At 74.0% G+C, this 22,305-nt stretch carries 22 protein-coding genes; 10 read left to right on the top strand and 12 right to left on the bottom strand.

The window, feature by feature from the left end; all coding sequences use genetic code 11:
* Position 1 precedes the first annotated feature (1 nt).
* A complete protein-coding gene (locus AB0O29_RS01010) occupies positions 2-2,311 on the top strand; it encodes a WD40 repeat domain-containing protein (protein WP_365144033.1) in 2,310 nt (769 codons plus the stop codon).
* 97 nt (positions 2,312-2,408) lie between these two features.
* Here AB0O29_RS01010 and AB0O29_RS01005 read toward each other — a convergent pair whose 3' ends face one another.
* A complete protein-coding gene (locus AB0O29_RS01005) occupies positions 2,409-3,065 on the bottom strand; it encodes a DUF5701 family protein (RefSeq protein WP_365144030.1) in 657 nt (218 codons plus the stop codon).
* A gap of 170 nt (positions 3,066-3,235) precedes the next feature.
* On the opposite strand from AB0O29_RS01005, the gene AB0O29_RS01000 reads away from it, so the two are divergent.
* Entirely contained in the window at positions 3,236-3,706 is a 471-nt protein-coding gene (locus AB0O29_RS01000) for a hypothetical protein (RefSeq protein ID WP_365144027.1), read from the top strand.
* A gap of 119 nt (positions 3,707-3,825) precedes the next feature.
* On the top strand, positions 3,826-5,445 hold the full coding sequence (locus AB0O29_RS00995) for an ATP-binding cassette domain-containing protein (protein ID WP_365144024.1): 1,620 nt from the start codon (positions 3,826-3,828) through the stop codon (positions 5,443-5,445).
* A gap of 68 nt (positions 5,446-5,513) precedes the next feature.
* Here the strand turns inward: AB0O29_RS00995 and AB0O29_RS00990 are convergent, their stop codons facing one another.
* Genes AB0O29_RS00990 through AB0O29_RS00975 form a run of 4 tightly spaced genes read right to left on the bottom strand, consistent with a single transcriptional unit; the run spans position 5,514 to position 9,577 of the window.
* Positions 5,514-6,902, bottom strand: coding sequence for a hypothetical protein (locus AB0O29_RS00990; RefSeq protein WP_365144021.1), 1,389 nt, complete (start codon positions 6,900-6,902; stop codon positions 5,514-5,516).
* A gap of 13 nt (positions 6,903-6,915) precedes the next feature.
* Positions 6,916-7,797, bottom strand: coding sequence for a hypothetical protein (locus AB0O29_RS00985; protein ID WP_365144018.1), 882 nt, complete (start codon positions 7,795-7,797; stop codon positions 6,916-6,918).
* A complete protein-coding gene (locus AB0O29_RS00980) occupies positions 7,794-9,032 on the bottom strand; it encodes a hypothetical protein (RefSeq protein WP_365144015.1) in 1,239 nt (412 codons plus the stop codon). Before AB0O29_RS00980 ends, AB0O29_RS00985 begins: the two co-directional genes overlap by 4 nt.
* Complete coding sequence (locus AB0O29_RS00975; protein ID WP_365144012.1) at positions 9,029-9,577, bottom strand: hypothetical protein; 549 nt, start codon at positions 9,575-9,577, stop codon at positions 9,029-9,031. The genes AB0O29_RS00980 and AB0O29_RS00975 overlap by 4 nt, the downstream gene beginning before the upstream one ends.
* Positions 9,578-10,273: 696 nt before the next feature.
* Here AB0O29_RS00975 and AB0O29_RS00970 point away from each other — a divergent pair.
* Together AB0O29_RS00970 and AB0O29_RS00965 are read left to right on the top strand one after the other, a co-directional pair.
* Positions 10,274-11,491, top strand: coding sequence for a sialidase (locus AB0O29_RS00970; RefSeq protein ID WP_365144009.1), 1,218 nt, complete (start codon positions 10,274-10,276; stop codon positions 11,489-11,491).
* 46 nt (positions 11,492-11,537) lie between these two features.
* Positions 11,538-12,752 carry a chromosome condensation regulator RCC1 gene (locus tag AB0O29_RS00965; RefSeq protein ID WP_365144006.1) on the top strand — a complete coding sequence of 405 codons (1,215 nt, stop codon included), beginning with the start codon at positions 11,538-11,540 and terminating at the stop codon, positions 12,750-12,752.
* Here AB0O29_RS00965 and AB0O29_RS00960 read toward each other — a convergent pair.
* From AB0O29_RS00960 to AB0O29_RS00950, 3 genes are all read right to left on the bottom strand, one after another.
* Positions 12,703-13,893, bottom strand: coding sequence for a hypothetical protein (locus AB0O29_RS00960; protein ID WP_365144003.1), 1,191 nt, complete (start codon positions 13,891-13,893; stop codon positions 12,703-12,705). The two genes, AB0O29_RS00965 and AB0O29_RS00960, sit on opposite strands and share 50 nt — an antisense overlap.
* A gap of 98 nt (positions 13,894-13,991) precedes the next feature.
* On the bottom strand, positions 13,992-14,447 hold the full coding sequence (locus AB0O29_RS00955) for a YdeI/OmpD-associated family protein (RefSeq protein WP_365144000.1): 456 nt from the start codon (positions 14,445-14,447) through the stop codon (positions 13,992-13,994).
* Between the two features lie 73 nt (positions 14,448-14,520).
* Entirely contained in the window at positions 14,521-14,886 is a 366-nt protein-coding gene (locus AB0O29_RS00950; RefSeq protein ID WP_365143997.1) for a helix-turn-helix domain-containing protein, read from the bottom strand.
* Between the two features lie 59 nt (positions 14,887-14,945).
* Here AB0O29_RS00950 and AB0O29_RS00945 point away from each other — a divergent pair, with 59 nt between their 5' ends.
* Both AB0O29_RS00945 and AB0O29_RS00940 read left to right on the top strand, forming a co-directional pair.
* Complete coding sequence (locus AB0O29_RS00945; RefSeq protein ID WP_365143994.1) at positions 14,946-15,611, top strand: NAD(P)H-binding protein; 666 nt, start codon at positions 14,946-14,948, stop codon at positions 15,609-15,611.
* Positions 15,608-16,033, top strand: coding sequence for a nitroreductase/quinone reductase family protein (locus AB0O29_RS00940; RefSeq protein ID WP_365143991.1), 426 nt, complete (start codon positions 15,608-15,610; stop codon positions 16,031-16,033). Before AB0O29_RS00945 ends, AB0O29_RS00940 begins: the two co-directional genes overlap by 4 nt.
* Positions 16,034-16,120: 87 nt before the next feature.
* Here the strand turns inward: AB0O29_RS00940 and AB0O29_RS00935 are convergent, their stop codons facing one another.
* Positions 16,121-16,645: a hypothetical protein gene (locus tag AB0O29_RS00935; RefSeq protein ID WP_365143988.1), complete on the bottom strand. Its 525-nt coding sequence runs from the start codon at positions 16,643-16,645 to the stop codon at positions 16,121-16,123.
* A 54-nt stretch (positions 16,646-16,699) separates the two neighbouring features.
* The gene (locus AB0O29_RS00930) at positions 16,700-17,137 is read right to left on the bottom strand and encodes a GFA family protein (RefSeq protein WP_365143985.1); all 438 of its coding nucleotides are present in this window, start codon (positions 17,135-17,137) and stop codon (positions 16,700-16,702) included.
* Between the two features lie 598 nt (positions 17,138-17,735).
* Here AB0O29_RS00930 and hemC point away from each other — a divergent pair.
* A complete protein-coding gene (gene hemC / locus AB0O29_RS00925) occupies positions 17,736-18,695 on the top strand; it encodes a hydroxymethylbilane synthase (protein ID WP_365143983.1) in 960 nt (319 codons plus the stop codon).
* Positions 18,658-19,773, top strand: coding sequence for a glycosyltransferase (locus AB0O29_RS00920; RefSeq protein ID WP_365143980.1), 1,116 nt, complete (start codon positions 18,658-18,660; stop codon positions 19,771-19,773). The genes hemC and AB0O29_RS00920 overlap by 38 nt, the downstream gene beginning before the upstream one ends.
* Before the next feature lie 60 nt (positions 19,774-19,833).
* Here AB0O29_RS00920 and AB0O29_RS00915 read toward each other — a convergent pair whose 3' ends face one another.
* On the bottom strand, positions 19,834-20,493 hold the full coding sequence (locus tag AB0O29_RS00915; RefSeq protein ID WP_365143978.1) for a hypothetical protein: 660 nt from the start codon (positions 20,491-20,493) through the stop codon (positions 19,834-19,836).
* Positions 20,494-20,626: 133 nt separating this feature from the next.
* Positions 20,627-21,520 carry a GNAT family N-acetyltransferase gene (locus tag AB0O29_RS00910; RefSeq protein WP_365143975.1) on the bottom strand — a complete coding sequence of 298 codons (894 nt, stop codon included), beginning with the start codon at positions 21,518-21,520 and terminating at the stop codon, positions 20,627-20,629.
* 340 nt (positions 21,521-21,860) lie between these two features.
* Here AB0O29_RS00910 and AB0O29_RS00905 point away from each other — a divergent pair, with 340 nt between their 5' ends.
* Complete coding sequence (locus tag AB0O29_RS00905) at positions 21,861-22,304, top strand: peptidase inhibitor family I36 protein (protein WP_365143972.1); 444 nt, start codon at positions 21,861-21,863, stop codon at positions 22,302-22,304.
* Position 22,305: the final 1 nt, after the last annotated feature.

Here is a 22,305-nt window from a genome sequence, read left to right as displayed (position 1 = left end):
GGTGAACAGCCCGTCCTCCCCGCTCCCCTGGTCCCGGCTGGAGCCTTCCGAGCTGACCGCCCTGGCCCGCCGGGCCGCCGGGACGGGGGAACTCGACGGACTGCTGACCGACCCTGAGTTCCTGGTCCGTGCCGACGTACGGGCGCTGCTGCCGCTGTTGGACCGGGCGCGCGGTGCACCGGCCCGCCTGGCCGCGGCGGTCTACCGCTCCTCCCTGCCGCCGTCGCCGTCACGGCGTTCCGCGGCCGGACCGGATCTGCGGCGGTGGGTACTGGGCCTGAACGCGGCCCGCTGGGGCGCCGAAGCGCTGGCCGCGGACCTGGCCGGGCTCCCCGGCTCCGGTGCGACCCGCCCGCCGTGGCGGGTGCGATGGGCCACCGGATCCCAGACGAGCCCGCGGTTCCGGGACCTCCTGGGCGACCACCCCAGTCCCGCGACGGCCGTGGCCACGGCCGAGGTGGAGGGCCGACCGGTCGCCGTCACGGGCCACGAGGACGGCTGTGTCCTCGTGTGGGATCTGCGGTCGGGCACACCCCTGGGGCCGCCGCTGTCCGGCCACGACGGCACTGTGACGGCTGTGACGGCTCTGGCCGCCGGCGTCGTCGCCGGCGGACCGGTGGCCGTCACGGGCGGGCTCGACGGGACGGCGCGCTGGTGGGACCTGCGCGACGGCACCCCTCAAGGCCGCCCCCTCGCAGGCCACGGCGCCGTGACGGCGGTGGCGACGGCCGTGGTGGACGGCCGTCCGGTCGCGGTCACCGGTGACGACGAAGGCACCGTGCGGGTCTGGGACGTGCGCGAGGGCGTGCTGCTGGTCGGCCCGTTGGAGCACCCGGTCTGGGACGACGGCGTGGAGGCTCCGGGCTGGGTGGCGACCACCCTGCTGCACGGCCGGCCGGTCGCCGTCACCTGCGGCGACGAGACCCTGCGGGTCTGGGACCTGGCCACCGGCGAGCGGTGCGACGCCCCCGGGGGCGATGCGCCCGGCGCCGAATGGGTCACGGCCGTGGCCGCGTGCACCCTGCGGGGCCGTGCGGCGGCCGTGACCGGCTGTGGCGACGGCAGTCTGACGGTCCGGGACCTGGACACCGGACGCCCGGGCCCCACGCTGACCGGCCACGAGGGTGCCGTCCGGGCGGTGGCCGTCACGCTCCTGGAGGGGGCTCCCGTCGCCGTCTCCGGCGGCGACGACTGCACCGTGAGGGTCTGGGACCTCCTGGCCGGCACACCGGTGGGCGAGCCCTCGCCCGGTCACACCCGGCCGGTGCGGAACGTGGCCACCGGCACGATCGAGGGCCGGACGGTCGCCGTGTCCCAGGGCGACGACGGCACCGTGCGCGTCTGGGACCTGGCCGGGGGCGCAGGCCCCGGCAACCCGGTGCGGGGGCACACCCTGGGCGTACGCGCGGTGGCCACGGCGGTACTGGAGGGCCGGCCGGTGGTGGTCTCCGGCGGCGATGACGGCACCGTGCGCGTCTGGGACCTCGACGCGGGCCGACCGGTGCGGCGGCCGTTCACCGGTCACGGGGACGATGCCGTGGAGGCGGTGGCGATCGCCGTCGTGGACGGCCGGCCCGTCGCGGTCACCGGCGGCGGGTCCGGCGTCATCCTGGTGTGGGACCTGGACACGGGGGCCGCGTTGGGCCGCCTGACGGGCCATCGGGGCACGGTCCAGGCGATCACGGTCACGGTGGTGGACGGCCGGCCGGTGGCCGTTTCCGGCGCCGCCGACGGCACCGTGCGGCTCTGGGACCTGGCCGGGCGGGTGCCGCGCGGCGGTCCGCTGCCGGGCCATGCGCGCGAGGCACAGGCGGTGGCGGTCTCGGTGGCGGACGGACGGCCCGTCGTCCTCGTCGGCCAGGAGGACTGCGTCGTGCGGATGTGGGACCTGCGGACCGGCGAGCGGCTCGACCGGTCGTTGCGGGGGCACACCGGTTGGGTGCGCGCCCTGGCGACGGCTGCGCCGGAGGGGCGCCCGGTGGCGGTCACCGCCGGCCGCGACGCCACGGTGCGGGCCTGGGACCTGTGCACGGGTGAGCAGTTGGGCCGTCCCTTCGGCACCGGCGCGGCGGCGGGGCCCGGGGCCGGCTGGGCGGGCCCCCTGGCCATCGCCGAGGCGGGCGGCAGGACCGTCGTCGTCGCCGGCGTCCCCAACGAGTGCACGCTGCGAACCTGGGACCTGCACACCGGCGAACAGCGGGGCACCGCCCCGGTGTTCCCCCAACCGGTCCGCGCCTTGGCGTGGGAGCCCGGCGTGGGGCTGGTGGTGGGCTTCGGGTGGGAGCTCGCCGTCCTGGAGCCCTGTCCCTAGGGCTCCTCTTTCGGATCCTGCCGGTCAAGCCCGCGTCGTTCCGTGCCTCCCAGCCCGCTGGGGCTGGGAGGGTCAGGCGGGATCCGGAAGAGACGGCCTACAAGTGGCGGCCGGTGGCCGAGGCGAAGCCCAGCCAGGTGTGGCGGTTGTTCCACCAGCACCAGCCGACCTTGGGGGCGTCGCGCCGCTCGCGGCCGTCCCGTCCGGTGCCGTTGCTGATCCAGATGGCCGGAGTACGGGCGTCCAGCGTGCCGTTGGGCTTGCGCAGCCGGGAGCCGATGGTCATGAAGCAGTGGTTGCGTTCCAGCACCTCGGGCCGCTGCAGCAGCCAGTGGATCCCTTCGGTCAGCACGAGGGGGGTGCGGCCTTCCTCCCCCAGGGCGGCCAGGGCCTCCTCCGGACTCCAGTCGGCCATGCGGTCGCCGCGGTCGAGGCCGGAGACGAGGTAGAGGGGCGCGTCGGGCAGTTCGGTGTGGTGGGGTTCGAAGCGGTCGACGTCGGTCATGTCGGTGACGACGAAGCCCGGCTTGCCGTGGTGGCGCAGGAGCGGCGCGAGTACGGAGGCGGGAATCCGGTCCGGGTGGACGGCGAGCAGCACGCCGCCGTCCCCGGGCTCCGCGTTCGCCGCGAAGGCGCGCAGTTCGGCGGCGGACATCCCCGCGAGGCCGGGCACCCCGAGTTCGATGAGGCGCTCCGCCTGGGCGGCGAGCGGCGGGAGCTGGGCCACTGCGGCGGCGGAGACGGTTTCGGGCACGGGCAAGGTACTCCCTCGTTTCGTGATCGAAGCGGCGGCCCCGGGTGAACGAGACGGCCCTGCGGATGGTTCCCGGGCGCGGGGGTCGGCGGGCTTCGTCCGGACCCGGCTGACGGGGCGGGCGCTCCGGCCGTCGGCGGCGGCGGTGCGCCGGGCGGCACAATGGAGACGTGGGTGCTCCGATCACGATCTTCAGACTCTTCCGCCTCCGGCCGTGCGGACGGGAGTTGCTCGTGCGCGTGGAGCGGCCGGCCGCGTCCAATGCCGACCAGGGGGCCCTGGACGGCGCCGACCGGTTCGCCGACGCGGCGGCCGAACGTCTCCGCGAGCGGTGGGAGCGGCACCTGAAGCCCGTGTGCGCGCATCCGCACACGTCGAGCGTGGTCGCCGAGATGCAGGAGGATCCGGTCGGCGACGATCTCTTCGGGCCGGGCCGCCGCACACTCGCGGTGTGGGTGGCGCAGACGGAGTACGGCGCGCCGTGGACGGTCCTCGGGACCGCGGCGACCGAAGCGGAGTTCTGGCAGCGGGTCCGGCTCGACGACGCCCTCGTCGGCCTCGGCGCGCTCGCACCCGCCGAACCGCACGTCGTCCACTTCCTCACCGACACCGACACCGACACCGACCTCCCGGCCGGTTAGGCGAGACGAAACGTCTTGCTGGGGGCGGGGCGCTGATCTAGAGTTTGACGAGACGGAACGGTTCGTCTTGCAAAAGGGGTTGGTCGTCTTTGCGTGCTTCAGGTGGTCAGGGTCAGGTCGTGCTGGACGGGGTCGGCAAGCGGTACGGCACCCGGGCGGTACTGGACCGGGTCGGGTTCTCGGTGCGGCCCGGGGAGCGGGTCGGGGTGGTGGGGGACAACGGGGCGGGGAAGTCGACGCTGTTGAGGCTGCTGGCCGGGCGGGAGCGGGCCGATGCCGGTGAGGTGTGTGTACGGGCGCCCGGCGGGGTGGGGTACCTCCCCCAGACGCTCGGGCTGCCGGCCGGGGCGCGGGCCGGTGACCTCGTGGACCGGGCGCTGGCCGGGCTGCGGGAGCTGGAGCGGCGGATCCGGGCCGCCGAGGAGCGGCTGCACCTGGCCGGCCCCGAGGAGGTGGAGGCGTACGGGCGGCTGGTCGCCGAGTACGAGGTGCGGGGCGGGCGGGATGCCGACCGGCGGGTGGCCGCCGTCCTGCGGCGGCTCGGTGAGCGGCGGCCGATCGAACGGGGGCGGGTGCTGGGGACGCTGTCCGGCGGGCAGCGTTCGCGGCTGGCCCTGGCGGCGGTCCTGGCGGCCGAGCCGGAACTGCTGCTGCTCGACGAACCCACCAACGACCTGGACGACGAGGCCGTCGGATGGCTGGAGGAGCATCTGGTGCGGCGCACCGGCACGCTGGTGGCCGTCACCCACGACCGGAGGTTCCTGGACCGGGTCACCACCGCGATCCTGGAGGTCGACCCCGAACGGTCCGCCGTGCACCGGCACGGCAACGGCTACGCCGGGCATCTCGTCGCGCGTGCCGCGGCGCGGGCCCGGTGGGAGAGGGAGTACCAGGAGTGGACCGCTGAGACGCGGCGCGTGGAGCGGCTGGCCGACGGCAACATCGGGCGGCTCGCGCGGATCCCGCGCAAGGCGCCGGCCGCGTTCAGCGGCGCCGGGGCGTTCCGCGCCCGGTCGCGGGCACACGGGGCGATGAGCCGTATCCGGAACGCGCGGGAACGGCTGGCGCGGCTGACGGAGCATCCGGTTCCGGCTCCGCCGCAGCCCTTGCGGTTCACCGGGCGGTTCGGCGCCGACGACGGCCCCGGCGGCGGGGTGGACGTCCGGGGGCTGGCCGTCCCGGGGCGGCTCGACCCGGTGTCGTTCCGGCTGGCGGCGGGTGAGCGGCTGCTGCTCACGGGGCCCAACGGGGCGGGGAAGTCGACCCTGCTCCAGGTGCTCGCGGGTCTGGTGCCGGCCGGGGACGGGAGCGTACGGGTGCCGGCGCGGGTCGGGCTGCTGCGGCAGGACGATCCCTGGTCCGGCGAGCGGCGGTCGGTGACGCGGGCGTTCGGTGAGGAGGTCGCGGAGGCCCTGGTGCGGTTCGGGCTGCTGGGCGTGGCCGAGGTGGGCCGGCCGGTGCGGGAGCTGTCCGCGGGGCAGCGGCGCAAGCTGGAGCTGGGCAGGCTCGTCGCGGGCGGTCCGTACGACCTGCTGCTCCTCGACGAGCCGACCAACCACCTGGCGCCGGGGGTGGTGGAGGACCTCGAGGCGGCGCTGGCCCCGTACACCGGGACCCTGATCGTCGTCAGCCACGACCGCCGGCTGCGGTCCGGGTTCTCCGGCAGGCGTCTGGAACTGGGCGCGGCGGGCGTCCCGGGTGCCCGTCCCGTCGCGGCCGGGCACCATGAGGCTCGATGAAGGACTTCAGACTCCTCTGACCCGATGGCCGCGGTAGAGGTGGGAGCGGACCATCATCCACTCGCCGGTCACGGCAGGGGGACACTGCGTCCCGGCCGTACGCTCGGGCCGGTCGGTGGGGGGATCTCCAGGAGGCCCTTGTCGGCGGACGCGGCCGGGGTGTCGCCGCCCACGGGGGTCGTCGTCATCGGGCGGGCGGCGGCGCAGCGCTGTTTCTCCGCCTCGGCCATGGGCCCCGTGCGCTGGAAGATCCGGTCGGGCACCGCACGCGAGGGTGCGTCGATCACGGTGTGGAGGCGGTAGTCGTCCTTGCCGCTGACGAACCACCCCTCGACGCGCTCCCGGCTGGGCTGGATCTCCACCCAGCTGACCTCGCCGGGCTGGATGCGCTCCACGACCGTGCGCTGGTCGCTGCTGAACCACTGGAAGGGACGCTGCCAGGCGATCTCGTAGGCGAGGGCGAACTGCGCGGCCATGGGGCGGTCCTTGAGCCGCTTCTTGTCCTCCGTGCGGTCTCCGGTGGTGGGGAGACGGGCCACTTCGTCGAGGCGGAGGTTGGCGGCGGCGTAGGTCTGGGAGACGCTGTCGTGGGCGCGCTCGGTGTAGGAGAGGGTGCGGCTGTGGTCCAGGGCGTTGCGGGTGCAGTTGACGAAGGCCTCGCCGACCACCCGGGCCTTGTCGTAGTAGCGGAACGAGTGGCGCGGGTCGGGCTGGAAGGTGCACGCGTTCTCGCCGTTGCACGCGGCGGCGGCGTTGTGCAGCCAGGCCTCCTTCTCGTTGTCCTTGTAGGCCTCGGCGGTGCCCAGGGCGTACTTGTCGATGGTCTTGTCGACCGGGACCGGCACTTCGACGGCCCGGACCCTGGTGATCATGGGTGAGCAGGGGACCTGGGCGCGGGTGTCGGTGACCTTCGAGGTGAAGCTGAGCACCGGCTCGTTCTCGTCGGCGGTGAACACGTAGGTGCGCGCGGTCCAGTGGCCCGTTCCCGGCTTGCCCTTCGTGCGGCCGGGGTCGGGGGCCGTCGTCATCTGCTGGACCGTGCCGCCGCTGCCGTGCACGGTGTAGGGCTGTCCGTCGGCGACGTCCTGGGGGGCGCATTCCTTGGCCACGGCGGGGCTGTCCTCGAAGGCGACGGTGACCGTGGAGCCGGTGCGCACGCCGCGCAGCCGCTGCCAGAGGGTGTTGTCGGCCTTGGAGAGGCCGACGCCGTTCGCCCCGTCGGTGCGGCCCGAAGCTGCCGCCGAGAAACGCTGGTTGAGGCCGGTCCAGTGGCTGAGGCCCACGGTGGACTGGTCGCCTTTGATGGCGGGGTCGGTGAAATCGCCGTTCAGGACGGGGACTTCGTTCTGAGTGGCGGCCGAGGCGGCCGCGGCGCCGCCGGCGGCCGCGAGCAGGGAGGGGAGCAGGAGGCCGGCGGCGGCCAGGGTGCGCAGGGTGGGGCGGAGGGGGCGGGGCATGGCGGTGAACTCCTCAGCGGGCCGGACGCCTGCCGTCGGCGGCAAGGGCGTTGTCCTCGTCGGCGGCGGTGTCGCCGCCGGGGCGCTTGCGTCCGCAGAGGCCGTCGGGGACGGCGTACGTCTGGGCGACGAAGCGGCTCGCGTTGACCATGGAGGGGCTTTCCACCGCCACGTCGGTGAGCTTCTGGCCCTGGTCGGTGACGAGGTTGCCGACGACCCGCCGCATGGCGGCGCTCGCTCCGAAGACGAGCATGTCGTAGGGCTTGACGGTGGTGCGGTAGGTGGTGGTCTCGGTGTTCTCGGTGGTCCAGGCCCGGGCGTACGTGGTCCGGTAGGCCGTCTCGAAGGCCTGCTTGACGCTGGTGGAGCCGGATTCCCTCGATCCGCTGGAGACGGTGTTCCTGGTGCCGTTCTCCGAGGTGGGGCCGGTGTTGAGGTAGGGGGTCCTGTGGCCGTTGGAGGATTCGTCGGCGAGGTTGGCGGTGACCTCGCCGGTCGCGGTGACGGTGCCCTCGGTCGTGGCCCTGCCGGAGATCTCGCCGCCGATGTTGTCGGAGCTGCCGGTTCGGAGGGTGACGGTCCGGTCGACGGTCATCGGGTCGGTGGTGCAGTTGACGACCGCGTTGCCCAGGGAGGTAACGGCGGTGGCGTATTCGCGGGTGCGGGCCGGGTCGATGCGGAAGGTGCAGGCACCGCGCCGGGTCCCGCAGTACTCCACGATCTCCTCGGTCCGCACCTCGCGGTCGTCGGCGCCGAGCGCCCGGGCGACGGGCACGGTGCCCGGGCCCGGCCGCGCGCCGGCGTCGGCGGCGGCCGGGCCCGCGGGTGGTACGGCCAGGCCGACGGCGAGCAGGGGCAGGAGCAGACGGGAGCGGCGAAGGGCCTTGCGGTTCACGGGGAGTTCCCCTTCCGTGGGGCGGTGGGTGCCGCTTCGGAGCCGAGGAGCGAGCAGACCCGTGAGGCGGGGAAGGGTGCCTGGCCCTGCTCGGCGGCGCCGCCCGGCAGGGAGCCGGGGTAGTTCCTGCAGACGGTGGCGGAGGCGTCGGCCGCGTTGTCGGTGGGCTCGGGACGGAAGGAGGTGACGGTGTCTGCCATGCCCTTGATGCCGCTCTCCTCGCGCTCGCCCTTGCCGGAGAGCTTCTCCATGCAGGCGGCGGAGCCCGGCGGGCATGCGGCGATCCTGTCGCCGACGGCCGTGATCTTCTTGGCGGTTCCCTCCGCCGCGGCCTGGTTCGTCTTCTGCCGTTCCGCGATCTGCCGGGCCGCCTCGGCGTTGATCTCGACGTCGCTCTTGCCCTTGGTGCCCGCGCGGTCGCACACCGAGGCGGGTACCGGGAAGGTGTCGGCCATGAAGGTGCTGTTGTTGACGGTGGAGGGGCCGTCGACGACGATCCCGCTCGCCTTGAGGCCGGTGCCGGTGGTGAGGGTGCCGGCGATGCGCTGCATGGCGACGCTGGCACCGAAGGAGAGGGCCTCGCCGGACCGGACCGTGGTGGTGTAGGTGGTCGTCTCGGTCTGCTCGGTGACCCAGGTGCGCTGGTAGGTGCGTTTGAACGCCGCCTCGAAGGCCGCCTTGACGCCGACCGAGCCGCCCACCTTCCCGCTGCCGTTGACCCCGGCCTCGGCGCCGACCGTGGCGGTGGGACCCAGCTGCTTGTTCGGTGTGGTGAAGTCTCCGCTGCCCTTCGCGGTGACCCCCGCGGTGACCTCTCCCGTGGCGCTGATCTGGCCCTCGACGGCGATCTTGCCGGTGATCTCGCCGCCGAGGTTGTCGGAGCTGCTGGTGCGCAGGGCGATCTGGCGGGCCACCGTGATGGGGTCGCGGGTGCAGTTGACCACGGCGTTGCCGAAGGACTTGACGGCGGTGTAGAAGCCGCCGGAGGCGAGGGGGTCGATGGTGAAGCGGCAGTCTCCGGAGTGGGCGGCGCAGTAGGCGCGGACGCGGTCGGCCGAGGGGAGTCGCCTGTCGCCGTCGAATGCCTTGACGGCGGGGACCGCCGGGGCCTTCGGCGGGGGTTCGGCGGCGGCCGGGGAGAGCGGGCAGAGGGACAGGGCCAGGCCGAGGACCGTGCCGAGGACGGTCGCCCCCGGCAGGCCGGGGCGGCGGGCCGGGGGTCGGGCGGCGGTCACGGGTTCATCAACTCGCAGACTCCGGGCCCCGCGAACGGGCCGCCGGGGGCCGTCAGAGCGTCGGGCAGTCCGGCGGCGAACGCCGGGCACGCCCCGCGCACCGCCCCGCCGGCGTTGTCCTCGGGGGCGGGCTGGTAGGCGTCCACGTCCTGCCGGGTCCGGTCCACGTCCTTGCGGGTCCGGTCGAGGTCCTTGCGCTCCCCGTCCCCGGAGGCGACGAGGCCGGTCATGCACTCCTGCGACGTGGGCGGGCACTCCTCGGCCTGGTCTTTGGCCTGCGCGATGTCCTTCTTGGCCTGGTCCACGTCCTTGGTGACGTCCTTCCGCTCGGCCTCGACTCCGTCGCGTTCCTTCGGTGCGGCACCGCACGGTTTCGATTCGCCGCCGGGGCAGGGTTCCTCGTCGTCGCCCGGCGCCGGACGGGCGTGCGGTACGGGCGAAGGCGCCGCCGCGGCCGCCGTGGAGGCGGCCCCGGACAGGGCGGCCGCGGCGAGGAGGGAGGCGAGCAGCCGCAGGGGGCGCGGCGGACGGACGGACGAGGGCATGACGGCTCCGGGGAGGGCGAGGGGGAAGAACGAAGGGGGATCGCGAAGGGGGAGGCCAAGGGGGAGGGCCAAGGGGGATGACACCGACCGGGATGCGCACTCAAAGTAACGAGTAGTCACTTTCCGTGCCATGCGCCGAGCGGGGTGCGGTACCGCCTCACCTCATCGGCGCATCGTGTGCGGGTCTCGCGAAGACCCCCTGGATCCACAGCCATTCGGGGCCCTCCGGCCCACGGCGTCCACCCGGTCGGCCCGACGGGGCCACGACACGCGGGACCCGTTCGATGCGCCGCGCGGCACCGGCACACCGGGCGGACGCGATCCGCTCACCCCGATGGGCGCGGCCAACCGGCCCGTCCGGCGCGGCACGCGACCCAACGCGCCGTCCGAACCACGGGTTCACCGCGACGGCCCAGGCCCGGCCCCGGCGACCGCAACCCGTACGGAGGGCGGGCGCACGGGTGGGCTCGCCCGATTCCGTTCACGCTCCGGAATCATTCGGACAATCCGCTGGTATCCCTGACTCGCGTGCCGATACCTCTCCGGCAACGCCCCGGGCGCCACGCCCGCACTCCCTGCCCCATCCCCCGGCCACCACGGAACCCGCCGCGCCCCGGCACCGCGCCCCGACCCGCGCGCGCCGAGGCCCGTCGCCCCGCGGGGCCGTTCCGCCCGCCCCCTCACCGAGGAGACACCTTGTCCCGTCCAGCCGGCAGCACCCGAGTCCCCCGTACACTCGCCACCGCCGCGGCCGTCGCGGCCGTGGCACTGGCCGCCGTACCGGCCACGGCCCCGCCCTCCGCCGCCAACGAGGGCAATCCGACCGTCCTCGCCTGGGGCGCCGGCCGGACGGGGCAGCTCGGCAACGGCTCCATGGCCGACAGCCTCTCCCCCGCCTCGGTGACCAGCCTCTTCCGGGGCGACGTCGACAAGATGTCGGCGGGCGGCACCTCCTCCTCCGACTCCTTCGTCCTCGCCCTCACGGACAAGACCGTCAAGGCGTGGGGCCACAACTCCTCCGGCCAGCTCGGCAACGGCGGCCGCGCCGACCAGGCCGTACCCGCCACCGTCCCGCGCCTGGGCGGCATCAAGGACGTCGCCGCCGGAGGCTCGCACGCCCTCGCCCTCGACGACCGCGGCCAGGTGTACTCATGGGGCAACAACGCCTACGGGCAGCTCGGCAACAACCGCACCGGCGAGAGCCGCACCGTACCCGACCGGGTCCAACTGCCGCCCCGCGTCTCACAGATCTCCGCGGGCTGCGACTTCAGCCTGGCCCTCCTGGAGAACGGCACCGTCTACGCCTGGGGCCGCGGCGTCCACGGCCAGCTCGGCAACGGCAGCCGCGCCCTGAGTTCCGTACCCGTGAAGGTCAAGGGACTCGACGACATCGTGGAGGTCGACGCCGGCTGCCACCACGCCCTCGCCAGGACCTCCGACAACACCGTGAAGTCCTGGGGCTACAACCTCTACGGCCAGCTCGGCGATTCGAGCACCACCTCCTCCAGCGTGCCCGTCGACGTCGACTGGCTGGAGGGCGTCGTCGAGATCGACGCCGGAGCCAACCACAACTACGCCCGGACCAGCGACAGCGGGGTCTGGGGCTGGGGCAGCAACCAGTACGGCCAACTCCTCGAAACCGACGAGGACTTCGCAGGCGGCACCCTCCGCACCAACCGCACCGCGCCCATCGAGATCCGCCGCCTGGAAGGCGTCCAGCACATGGCGGCCGGCGCGCGCCACGGCATGGCCGTCACCGCCGACAGGGTCTTCACCTGGGGCGACAACAGCGAGGGCCAGCTCGGCAACGGCACCACCACCCCCCGCTACACCCCTGTCGACATCCTCGACGAGGGCTCCGCGATCAAGGACGTCACCGCCTCGCTCGGCGGCAACACCTCCTACGCCTACTGACACGGCCACCACCGGCACCCCACCCGATCCGTCGAAAGGCCCCGGCATGCCACGCAACCGCACCACCACCGCCACCCTGACCACCGCGCTCACCCTCACCGCCCTCGCCACGTCCGCGCTCACCGCACACGCGGACAGCAGCGATCCGTGGGTCCGCAGCTGGGGAAGCAACACCGGCTCACAGCTCGGCAACGGCAACACCGTCCAGCAGCTCACCCCGGCCAACGTCCTGGGCATCGCCCGCCAGGACGTCCAGGAGCTCGGAGCGGGCGGAGCGGAAGGCACCGGCAGCGGCACCACCGCCACCCCCGGCACGGCGTTCGCCGTCGCCCTACTCAAGGACGGAACCGTCATGTCCTGGGGCTCCAACACCTCCGGGCAGATCGGGAACGGCACCACGACCGCCCAGGCCGCCCCGGCCGCGGTCGCCGGCCTCTCCGGGATCAGCCACGTCGCCGCGGGCCTCAACCACGCCCTCGCCGTACGCAACGGCCGTGTCCTGTCCTGGGGGAGCAACACGTCCGGACAACTCGGCAACGGCGTGGCGGGGGCCGACCCGGGCGGGGTGCAGCGGACCCCGGTGCCGGTGCAGAGCCTCGACCGGGTCGTCGACGTCGGCGCCGGCTGCGACTTCAGCGTCGCCCTGCGCGACAACGGCACCGTCTGGGCCTGGGGCTCCGCGGCCGACGGCCGCCTCGGCAACGACGACGACAAGACCAACAGCAGTACCCCCAAACAGGTCAAGGCCCTCACCGACGTCGTGGGCATCTCGGTCGGCTGCGGCCACGTCCTGGCCCTGGCCGCCGACGGCACCGTCAAGGCGTGGGGCAAGAACAGCGACGGCCAGCTGGGCAACGACAGCAGGGCGCAGAGCGCCGTACCCGTCACCGTCCAGTACCTCGACTCCGTCGCGAAGGTCGCGGCGACCACGAACGGCAGCTTCGCCATCCTGGACGACGGCAGCCTGAAAGCCTGGGGGGACAACAACTCCGGTCAGCTCGGCGACGGTTACACCGACGACCGCACCACCGCGGTCCCCATCGACGCCGTCCAGGGCGTGAAGGAGATCGCCGGCGGCCCGGACCACACCATCGCCGCACTCGACAACGGCTCCGTGGTCGCGTGGGGTGCGAACGCCAACGGGCAGCTCGGCAACGGCAGTCTGGTCTCATCCGCCGCCCCGACCGTCTCCCTCCCCGCCGGCAGCGACATCAGCCATGTCTCGGCCGCCACCAACGGCAGGTCCAGCTTCGCGTACTGACCCGGGTGGCACGCGCTCTCCCGGGCTCCCCGGCCTGAGCCCGCTCGGGTAGCGGCACGCATCCAGGCCGGCGGCGGTCGTGGTCGTGGTCGTCGCGGCTTCCAGGCTCGCTACGCCCGGCAGTTGACGACGGTGCCACCCGAGGGCCGCTCGGTGCGGCAGAGGTTGTCGCCGCCGCCGCCGTCGACGGTGCCCCGGGGGCCGACCACGGTGGGCGTGCCCCGGGGCCCTGGATGACGTCGTCGCCCTCGCCGCCGGAGACGTCGGCGCTGCGGGCCCGGCCGACGGAGGGCACCTCGATGAGGTCGGCGCCGGCGCTCCCCCGGACGGAGGCGGCCCGCTCCTGGTCGGGCTCGTTGGCACCGAGCGGCCCGAGGCGGATGACGTCGTCGCCTTCCTCGCCGTCGATGACGACGGGCCTCGGCAGGCGGGACGCCGGGCGGTTGATCCCGTCCACGGTGATCACGTCCCGGCCGGGGCCGCCCCTCAGCGGGCCGCCGAGCGTACCGACGGTGAGGATGTCGTCGCCGGGTCCGCCGTGGAGCCTGCTCGTGGTGTCGTACTCGGGCACGACGTAGGCGGTCAGGCGGAGGATGTCGTCGCCCGGTCCGCCGTCGACGTCGGTGCCGTGCACCCGGCCGGTGGTGATGGTGTCGTTCCCGGGGCCGCCGTCGACGAGCCCGCGGAACGAGATGTCGCCGGTGGTGATGGTGTCGTCGCCCGCGCCTCCGCGAATGGGGCCCTCGGCGCTGAACCGGTCCGTGTCGGTGACGGTGATGCGGTCGTCCCCGTCACCGCCGTCGATGGATCCGCGGATCTCGGAGGAGTCGCCGCCGGCGCTGATCCGGTCGACGATGATGACGTCGTCACCGCCGAGGCCGTTGACCGCGCCGTTCAGGTGGGCGTCGCCGCCCCGCACCTCGATGACGTCCGCCCGCCCGGTGCCGTTGAGGGGCCCGTCGGCCTGGCGGAGCCCCTGCGTGCAGACGATGTGGGCGCCGCCGCCGGGTAAGGCGCTGCCGGTGCAGCCGGGCGGGAGGGGCGTGGCCGGGGCGGTGGCGGCCGTTGCCGGGTGCGTGGACGGGGCCATGAGGAAGATCCCCGTGACGAGGGCGCCGACGGCGGTGTGTCCGAAGGACATGGCTGTTGCCTCCTGCGGGATCGAATATGCCACTGGTGGGGCCAACAGCGTTCCCGTGTGCCCCGGGACCCCACAAGAGCGGAATCGGCCCCGCCGACTCAGCCCCGCAGGGCGGCGATGGCCTTCTCGACGCGCCGCTGCCGCGTCTCGGGCTTCTTGGCGCTCTCGACGGCGTGCACGTGCTCGCGCTTGCGGCTGTACGAGAGGTCCTCGTAGGCGGCGCGGGCGAGCGGGTCGGCGTCCAGTGCCCGGGCGAAGTCGGCGGGCTCGACGACGACGCGCGGCTCGGTGTCGAGTTCCAGTTCCACCTCGACCTCGTCGCCGATCGCGACGCCCGCGGCCTGCCGGTTGGCGTGGCTGAGGCCGAGCAGGTGGCGGCCGCGCAGCAGGGCGATCCGGCTCTTCCAGGTATGCCCGTTGACCGTGATCGTCACCGGCGGCCGCGCGCCGCCGCCGAGCGCGGCCACCACCGCGGCCGGGACCTCCAGACCCCGCATGGGCTCGGGCGGCTCGACGTGGGTCCGGAACTTCGTGGTCTTCTCCTGGGTCGCCATGGCCATCACCCTAGGGGCGGCACGGTGGTCGGGGCTTCTCGAATCCTGACCGGTCTGCAGACCCGCCCCACGGCTACCGCGCCTGCGGCACGGCCGCCAGGCCCGCCTCCCTGGCGTCGATGAGCTCGTCCCAGTGCTCGCGCGTCCACGCGCACGCCGCGTCCAGCGGTCCCAGCAGGCCGCGGCCGAGGACGGTGAGGGCGTATCCGCCCTGTTCCTCCCGTACGACGAACCCGTCGCGCTCCAGCCCGCGCAGGGACTGCGTCAGGGACTTGGCGGTGATCCCCCGCAGGGGGACCTTGAGCTCAGAGAAACGGCGCGGGCCGCCTTCCAGGCAGCGCAGGACGAGCGGGGCCCACTTGTCCCCGACGCGGAAAGGCACCAGCGTCGAGGGGCAGACGGGGTCGAACATCTCGGGGTCCAGGGGCGGTTGCGTCATGATCACCACCGTAGGCCGGTATCCGATCGGTAACCACCCCCTTCCCTACGCTCACCGCCATGACGAACGACAGCGACAGCGATCTCAACAGCGACAAGAGCGATACCAACGGCACCCCCATCCGCCTCATCGTCTTCGGCGCCGCCGGGCGTATCGGCCGGGCCGTCGTCGAGGCGGCGCGGGCGCGCGGGATCGAGGTGACCGCGGTGGGCCGGGCCGACGGGGACGCGGCCTCGGCGGCGGACGTGGCACGGCTCGCGGCGGGGCACGACGCGGCGGTGGTCTCGGTGTACGACGCCCAGGCGGCGCCCGGGGAGTTCTTCCCGGCCGTGGCGCGGGCGATGGCGGCGGGGCTCCCTGGGGCGGGGGTGCGGCGGCTGGTGTCCGTCGGGCTGGCCTCCGTGCTGCCCACGGCGGGCGGGACCCCGCTGATGGACACCCCCGGGTACCCACAGGAGTGGCGGGAGTTCTACGTCGGCCACGGCGCGGGCACCGAGGCGCTGCGGGCCGCCGCGCCCGGGACCCTGGACTGGGTGGTGCTGTCTCCGGCCGGGGACTTCGACCACGACCGCGCGCCGGGCGACGCCGACGGCTACGCGTACGCCCCTGCCGACGCGGACAGCCGGATCACCCCGGCCGGCTTCGCCGAGGCCGTCCTCGACGAGGCGGCGGCCCCGACCCTGCACGCCGTCCACGCGGGCGTGACCGGGGCGGCGGCCGTATGACCGCCGAGCCGGTCACCGACAGCCCGGCCCCGTGGGTCGCCGACCACATCCGCCGCTTCGAGCGGACGGCCGGACGGCCGCGCCCCGGGATGGCGGACCTGCTGCTGACCACCCGCGGGCGCCGCTCGGGCCTGCTGCGCCGGACGGCGCTGGCGTACGTCCGCGACGGGGACGCGTACGTGCTGACGGCGTCGAACGCGGGCGGGGACCGTCACCCCGCCTGGTACCTGAACCTGACCGCCGACCCGGCCGTCACCCTCCAGGTCGCCGCCGAGACCTTCCCCGCCCTCGCCCGGCGCGCGAACCCGGCGGAGGCGGAACGGCTGTGGCCGGCCGTGGTGGCCGCGATGCCCTCCTACGCCGCCTACCGCACGGCGACCACCAGGGCGATCCCGCTGGTCCTGGTCACCCGGACGACCTGAGCGGAGTCCCGGGGCCGGCCCCGTTCCTCCGGGACTCCGCCGTCCGGTGGTGCGGCGCCCGCTGCTGGACGAGCGGGCGCGGGACGGTCAGCAGCCAGGGGCGGCCGACGGGGCGGAGGTCAGGGCGACGGCGGCGTCCCGCAGCCGGGCCGGCCACGTCCGCTCGTCGAATCCCAGCGTGTACTCGACGCAGCAGACGCATTGCGGGATCAGCGAAACGAAGGATCGTTCCGCCTCGGTCTCGGCCTCCGTCTCCCACCAGCCGTCCGCCGCCAGGTCCGCGGGGGCCACCTCCCCGCTGATCAGCCTCGCCGCCATCCGGCGCAGGGCATGGCGCCGTGCCAGGGCCCGATCCGGCAGCCCGACCCCGGCCTCGGCGAGTGCCTGCACGAACGCGTCCCGGATGTCGCGGGGATCCGCGTTGCGGGGCCATCCGGCGAGCTCGCACAGGGCCGGGGTGTCGATACCGGCGGCGAGGGCCTCGGCGGCGATCATCGGGAGTTCCTCCGGGCGTATCTCGTCCGCCTGGTACCGGCACGCCACCTCACCCAGAGGCACGAGCCCCTGGCGCAGCGGGGCTTCCGGTTCCGGCGTGGTTCGTCCTGCTGTCATGACCCCTACGATGCCAGCACCTCGCCCCACCACCGGCGCGTACCTCCGGTGCGTTCAACCCGTCGGGCCGACCGCCTGGGCGTTCGGCGGCTGGGGCAGCCAGTGCACGGCGGTGTCGCGGAAGGACTGGTTGACGGGGACGAGGTCGGCGCCGCTCGTGTCGTCGAGGGCGGTGACGTTGATGCCGAGGTCGGGGACGTCGCTGTCGATCGCGGCGAGGCGGGCGCCGCAGTCGGGGCAGAAGCCGCGCCGGGCCTCCCCGGCGAAGGTCTCGTACCAGCGGATCTCGTCCCAGCCGGACCAGGTGATGCGGTCGTGCGGGAAGCCGGCCCACCACATCACCGGTCCGCCGCCGAGCCTCTGGCAGTCCGGGCAGCTGCAGGTGTGGGGGTAGTCGGCCGGGCCCGTGACCGTGAAGCGGATCAGGCCGCAGCGGCAGCCCCCGGTCCGTACGACCTGCTCGTCAGTGCCCTCGGTGGGGGTGGTGCGCATCGGGTGATGTCCTCTGTGCGGGGGGGCGATCGGGCGGTTGAGGGGTTGGGCGGTCGGGCGGTCGGGCGCACCACTGTGTCATTCCCTCGATGCGCGCGGCCTCCGCCATCCCCGCTCCGGCCCGGAGGCCGGTTCCGTCGGGACGGGCTGTTCGAAGGCGGGCACCGGTCCGGGGTGTTGGTGCGACCCTCGGCGATTCGGCCAACCTCCCTTTGTGGCTGCCCTGTTGCGGGAGGCGGGTCGGTGTAGTTTCCGTGGACGCCCGCGCCCCGTATCCCGGCGTTTCCGGGCCGACCGAATGAGGTGTGTTCGAGGGATCAGGGGTCGTCGTTGAGCTGACGACAGCATGCGATCGGCGATCCAGGGGCCGAAGTGACCACGTCCGAGGCATACGAAGCGCAGGCCGACGCGCCGCCTCCGCCGCCACCGCCGGCGGAGATCACCTCCAACGGGCAGTACGCCGTCAATCCGCGCGATGGGGCCCGTACCCGGTACCGGGAGCGCCGGCGGCCGTCTGCAGGGGGCGCTGCCCGCGCTGCCGGCGGCAGGCCTCACCGCCTGCGGCCACCCCACCACCCGTAGCCGAAAGCGGAGCACGATGACCTTCAGCACGACCACCCGGCCCTTCCGGCTGGGGACCCGGCCCAGCCCCATGGCCCTGGAGCAGACCGGCCGCTTCGCCGGCGCCTTCCGCGCCCGCCACCCGGAGGCGGTCCTCGACGTCGTCGAGATCGTCTCCGAGGGTGACCGGCACCACGGGCCCCTCGCGGAGATCGGCGGGAAGGGCGCCTTCACCCGCCGGGCCGACCGGTACCTCCTCGACGGCCGGGTCGACTCGACGATCGCCTGCGCCAAGGACGTCCCCGGCCCCCACGACCGCGCCCCCGGCATCACGGTCGGCGCCGTCCTGCCCCGCGAGGACGTCCGCGACGTCCTCGTACTCCCCGCGGGCCGGCCGCCGACCGGCCTGGAAGACCTGCCGCCCGGCACCCGCGTCGGGACCAGCGCACCCCGACGGGCCGCGCTCCTCAAGGCCCTCCACCCCCACCTCGTGCCCGTCCCGATCCGAGGGAACGCCGACACCCGCCTGAACGCGCTCGACGCCGGGACCCTCGGCGCCGACGCCATGATCGCCGCCCTGGCCGGCCTGCGCCGCCTCCGCCTCGCCGACCGCGCCTCGCAGATCCTGGACCCCACGGTGTGGCTCCCGGCCGCGGGCGCCGGCATCGTCGTCGTCGAGCACCGCACGGACGACCCGGCCACCGCCCGCCTCCTCACCCCCCTCGGCCACGCCCCGACCCGCGTCCTCCTCGACGCCGAACGCGCCGCCCTGGCCGCCCTGAAGGGCGGCTGCCTGACCGCCGCCTCCGTCCACGCCGCCGTCGACGAAACCACCGGGCTCCTCACGGTGCACGCGATCGTCCTCGATCCGGCCGGCGGAGCTCCGCTGCGCGCGGTGACGACCGGCCCGGCCACCGACCCGGTCGCGGTCGGACACGGCGCGGGAGTACGTCTGTTGGGTGACGGTGCCGCGCGCCTGCTGGCGGCACGGGCGTGAGCACGGCGGGCGGCCGGAGCGGCGGGCCGGGCCCATGGCGGTGGTCGTCGGACGCGGCGGTCACACTGGACTCGCCCCGCATCTCGTCCGGGACGCCGAGCAGCTGACCTGCGTCCCCGGCACCATGGACGTGAACACCCTTGCCCGGCCGAACCCGGCCGCGTGCACGGGCGCCGCTCCCGAGGAGAACACCGTGCCCCTGCCCCGCGTCGACGTCGTCCTGCTGACCATGAACGACCGCCCGGCCGAAGAGGCCGCAGCCCAGGCCACCCTCCTCGCCCAGACCGGCGTCGAACTGCGGATCTGCGTCGTCGGCAACGGCTGCGCCCCTGCCATCGTCCCCGCCGGGGCGAGGACCCTCGCCCTCCCGGAGAACCTCGGGATCCCCGCCGGCCGCAACCTCGGCGCCCGGGCCCTCGCCGAGGACGGCCAAGGATCGGACCACCTCTTCTTCCTCGACAACGACGCCACCTTCCCCCGGCCGGACGTCCTCGCCCGCCTGGTCGCCGAGGCCGGGCGACACCCGCGGGCCGCCTACGTCCTGCCCCGCCTGACCGGCCCCGACGACCGCACCACCCCCCGCCGCTGGATCCCCCGGCTGCGCTCCGGCCACCCGGAACGGCCCGGCACCGTCACCACCATGACGGAAGGGGTCGTCCTCATCCGCCGCGCGGCCTTCGAGCGGGCGGGAGGCTGGGCCGATCGCTTCTTCCTCTACCACGAGGGCCTCGACCTGGCCCAACGCCTGTGGGACCAGGGGCACACGGGCTGGTACGCCGCCGGGATCCGCATGCACCACCCCCTCACCCAGCCCACGCGGCACGCCCTCTTCCACCGGCTCGCCGCCCGCAACCGCGTCTGGGCCGCCTACCGCAACCTGCCCGCCCCCCTCATCCCCGCGTACCTGTTCGTGTGGACCACCGCCACCGCCCTGCGCGCCCTCCGCGGCGGCGGCGCCGGGGAGTCCCTCCGCGGCTTCCGCGAAGGGTGGGCGGGCCGCCACGGCCAGGACCGCCGCCCGATGAGGTGGCGCACCGCCCTCCGCCTGACCGCCGCGGGCCGCCCGCCCCTGCTGTGACTCCGGCGAGGGCAGGTGCTGATCCGGCACCTCGCCTGTAGGGCCTGTTGCGAGAAGGGATCAAGAGGTGGGGTCGGCCTCAGAGGATGTCTGATCCGGCCAGCCTCGGGACAGTGCGAGCCCGCCGGATCGGAGGGCCTCACGTTGTTCGGCGACCCATTGCGCGATCTGGTCCGCCGAGTCCGTGATGCGCTGGTCCGTGGTGTCGATCAGCAGGGTGGACCATCGGCGGTCGTCGGCCGTCCACTCGGTCCAGCGTTGCCAGGCCATCTCCGGCCAGCTGTCGTTGATGACGACGTCGGGCCGATACCGGGGGTCCGCCGCGTGCTTGCGGTGCCAGTCGGCCCATCCGACAAACGCATCGACCGCAGGCGGGTCCCACCGGCCGGGGTCGCGGTGGCCGAGTCTCCGGCGCCGCATCTCGTCGGACACATCGACCAGACATACCGCGATCCCGTCCAGCAGTGGTGCGGAAGGCGCCGCCAGGACCTCCCCCAGCGGGGACTGGCCGGTCAGCAGGAGATCATGCCCGTGGCCCTGGTATGCCAGCGCGCGACGCACCCACATCTCGGTCATGCGGTTGCGCCATGGACCGTCGGCGCCTTCCGGCACGCCGCGTTCGTCGAAGTCGTGCACGACGGCCTTCTCAAGGCGTTCACCCACGGCGTTGGCGAGCGTGGTCTTGCCGGAACAACTGGAGCCGGTCAGCTTGAGCAGCATCGTGCCAGGGTGACAGTTGGGGCGGATCCTACCCAACTGGTTTCTTCCGACGCGCCGATGGGTCCGCGCGGTGGTGGAGCCGACCGCGCGGACCCGGTCCCCGTCCCCGGACCCCGCAGGGAACGGCCTGGGTCTATCGGACCGTCGGGTGGAAGTTGATGCGTTCCCTGACGACGGGGAAGCCGGCCTTGGCGAAGTTCGCCGCCATGGGGAGGTTGGCCCGGTCCGTCGCGCCGGTGACGGACTCCGCGCCCTGCTCGACGAGGAAGCGGGTGCATTCGGCGAGGAGGTCGTAGGCGTAGCCGCGGCCGCGCTGTTCCGGGACGACGCCGATGAAGCCGATGGTCGGACCGGAGGGGTTGTGGGCCGGGATGTGGATGCCGGCCAGGTCGCCCTCCGGGGTGTGCGCGGTCTGCCACCACTCCCGTGGCGAGGGGCACCAGTGGAAGAAGTCCAGTTCCTCCTGGGCGGCTTGGTCGAGGCCGCCCTCCTCGACGGCCTTCAGGGTGTGGGCGTCCAGGGTGGCGGAGTGGATGCGGCGCAGGGCCTCGAAGAAGACGGCGTCGTCGGGTTCGGCGCTGAAGCACAGGCGTCCGGGCCGCTCGGGCAGGCCCCGTTCCGGGGTCCAGCGGTACAGGAGGCGTTCCACCAGGAGTTCGTACCCAGCGGCTCGAGCGGCCGTGAAGCGCGATTCGGCGGCGGACCGCAGGTCGGGGCGGTCCCGCCAGCCGCCGGGCAGGTTGATCTCCAGCTCGACCCGCCAGGGCGCGGAGCGCAGGAGTTCGGCTCCGGCCTCCTCCTCGCCCTCGGCCACGTCGAACCAGTTGATGTTGACGGGCTCCGGGTCGTCGGGGCCGCCCCACCACGCGCCGCGCGCGACGACCTCGCCGTCGCGCAGGGCGACGCGCTTCCAGTCGGAGCGGAAGCGGGTGCGCTGATGGGCTTCGCGGGCGCCCAGGGGGTCGGGGTGGGCGTCGAAGAGATGGGCGTCGCTCGCGGAGAGCGTGCGGATGACCGTGCCGGTCATGGGATTCCTCCGGGATACAGGCTGCTTGGAGCGCTCCCGGTCAGGACTGACGCAGTACGCCGGGACAGCGGAAGAGGGAGCGCGGGACGGCTGTGTACTGCACGGCACTCGCCTCCTTCCGTTCGTCTCGTGGCGTGGTGCCACGGTACGAGGTCTCGCGCGGGTGCGTCCACGGATTTCCGCGCGGGCCGTGGCGGCGCGGCGTCAGTCATGAGAGCGGTCGGATGACTGAAGCCGTCCGTGTGGCCCCCTCGGCACAGTGGGGTTGCGCCGCGAGCAGAAGCCGCGGGGCGACACCCCCGGCCCGTGAAGGCCGGCGGAGAGGCCAGAGGAGATCATGATGAAGGCGCGCAGGACGGCGATGAGGCTCGCGGTGGGGGCCGCCACGCTGACCGCGGCGGTCGTGGCGACGACGACGAGCGCGAGCGCTTATGTGCTCACCGACATCCAGACGGGGTCCGGCAAGTGCCCCGCCAACTGGGTGTGTCTGTGGAGCGAGAGCGACTTCGTCCGCGGCAACCCCGCCGGCGGATACGACTTCGGGGCCGTGGGCTCGGACCAGAACGTCTCCGACATGGGGAAGTTCGTCTTCGAGAGCAAGCTGTTCCGCTGGAAGGGCATGCAGGATTCCGCCTCCTCGGTCGTGAACAACACCGGGAGCGGCATCTGCTTCTACGAGCACAACAACTACGGCGGCCTGGAGTTCAAGGTCGGGCCCCGGGAGAAGTGGGCGTCGGTGCCGGGATGGATCAACGACAGGATCAGCTCCTTCAAGTACTGCTGAT

Source organism: Streptomyces sp. NPDC089915, from assembly GCF_040684675.1.
GTDB lineage: Bacteria > Actinomycetota > Actinomycetes > Streptomycetales > Streptomycetaceae > Streptomyces.
The sequence above is the reverse complement of the archived record's forward strand: the minus strand, read 5'-3'. Positions and strand labels throughout refer to the sequence as shown.

Bases quoted from the DNA above. Each gene is read 5' to 3' on its own strand.
- AB0O29_RS00990 (WP_365144021.1), bottom strand. From the start codon at position 6,902: ATGCCCCGCCCCCTCCGCCCCACCCTGCGCACCCTGGCCGCCGCCGGC.
- AB0O29_RS00975 (WP_365144012.1), bottom strand. From the start codon at position 9,577: ATGCCCTCGTCCGTCCGTCCGCCGCGCCCCCTGCGGCTGCTCGCCTCC.
- AB0O29_RS00965 (WP_365144006.1), top strand. From the start codon at position 11,538: ATGCCACGCAACCGCACCACCACCGCCACCCTGACCACCGCGCTCACC.
- AB0O29_RS00960 (WP_365144003.1), bottom strand. From the start codon at position 13,893: ATGTCCTTCGGACACACCGCCGTCGGCGCCCTCGTCACGGGGATCTTC.
- AB0O29_RS00955 (WP_365144000.1), bottom strand. From the start codon at position 14,447: ATGGCGACCCAGGAGAAGACCACGAAGTTCCGGACCCACGTCGAGCCG.
- AB0O29_RS00950 (WP_365143997.1), bottom strand. From the start codon at position 14,886: ATGACGCAACCGCCCCTGGACCCCGAGATGTTCGACCCCGTCTGCCCC.
- AB0O29_RS00945 (WP_365143994.1), top strand. From the start codon at position 14,946: ATGACGAACGACAGCGACAGCGATCTCAACAGCGACAAGAGCGATACC.
- AB0O29_RS00940 (WP_365143991.1), top strand. From the start codon at position 15,608: ATGACCGCCGAGCCGGTCACCGACAGCCCGGCCCCGTGGGTCGCCGAC.
- AB0O29_RS00935 (WP_365143988.1), bottom strand. From the start codon at position 16,645: ATGACAGCAGGACGAACCACGCCGGAACCGGAAGCCCCGCTGCGCCAG.
- AB0O29_RS00930 (WP_365143985.1), bottom strand. From the start codon at position 17,137: ATGCGCACCACCCCCACCGAGGGCACTGACGAGCAGGTCGTACGGACC.
- hemC (WP_365143983.1), top strand. From the start codon at position 17,736: ATGACCTTCAGCACGACCACCCGGCCCTTCCGGCTGGGGACCCGGCCC.
- AB0O29_RS00915 (WP_365143978.1), bottom strand. From the start codon at position 20,493: ATGCTGCTCAAGCTGACCGGCTCCAGTTGTTCCGGCAAGACCACGCTC.
- AB0O29_RS00910 (WP_365143975.1), bottom strand. From the start codon at position 21,520: ATGACCGGCACGGTCATCCGCACGCTCTCCGCGAGCGACGCCCATCTC.
- AB0O29_RS00905 (WP_365143972.1), top strand. From the start codon at position 21,861: ATGAAGGCGCGCAGGACGGCGATGAGGCTCGCGGTGGGGGCCGCCACG.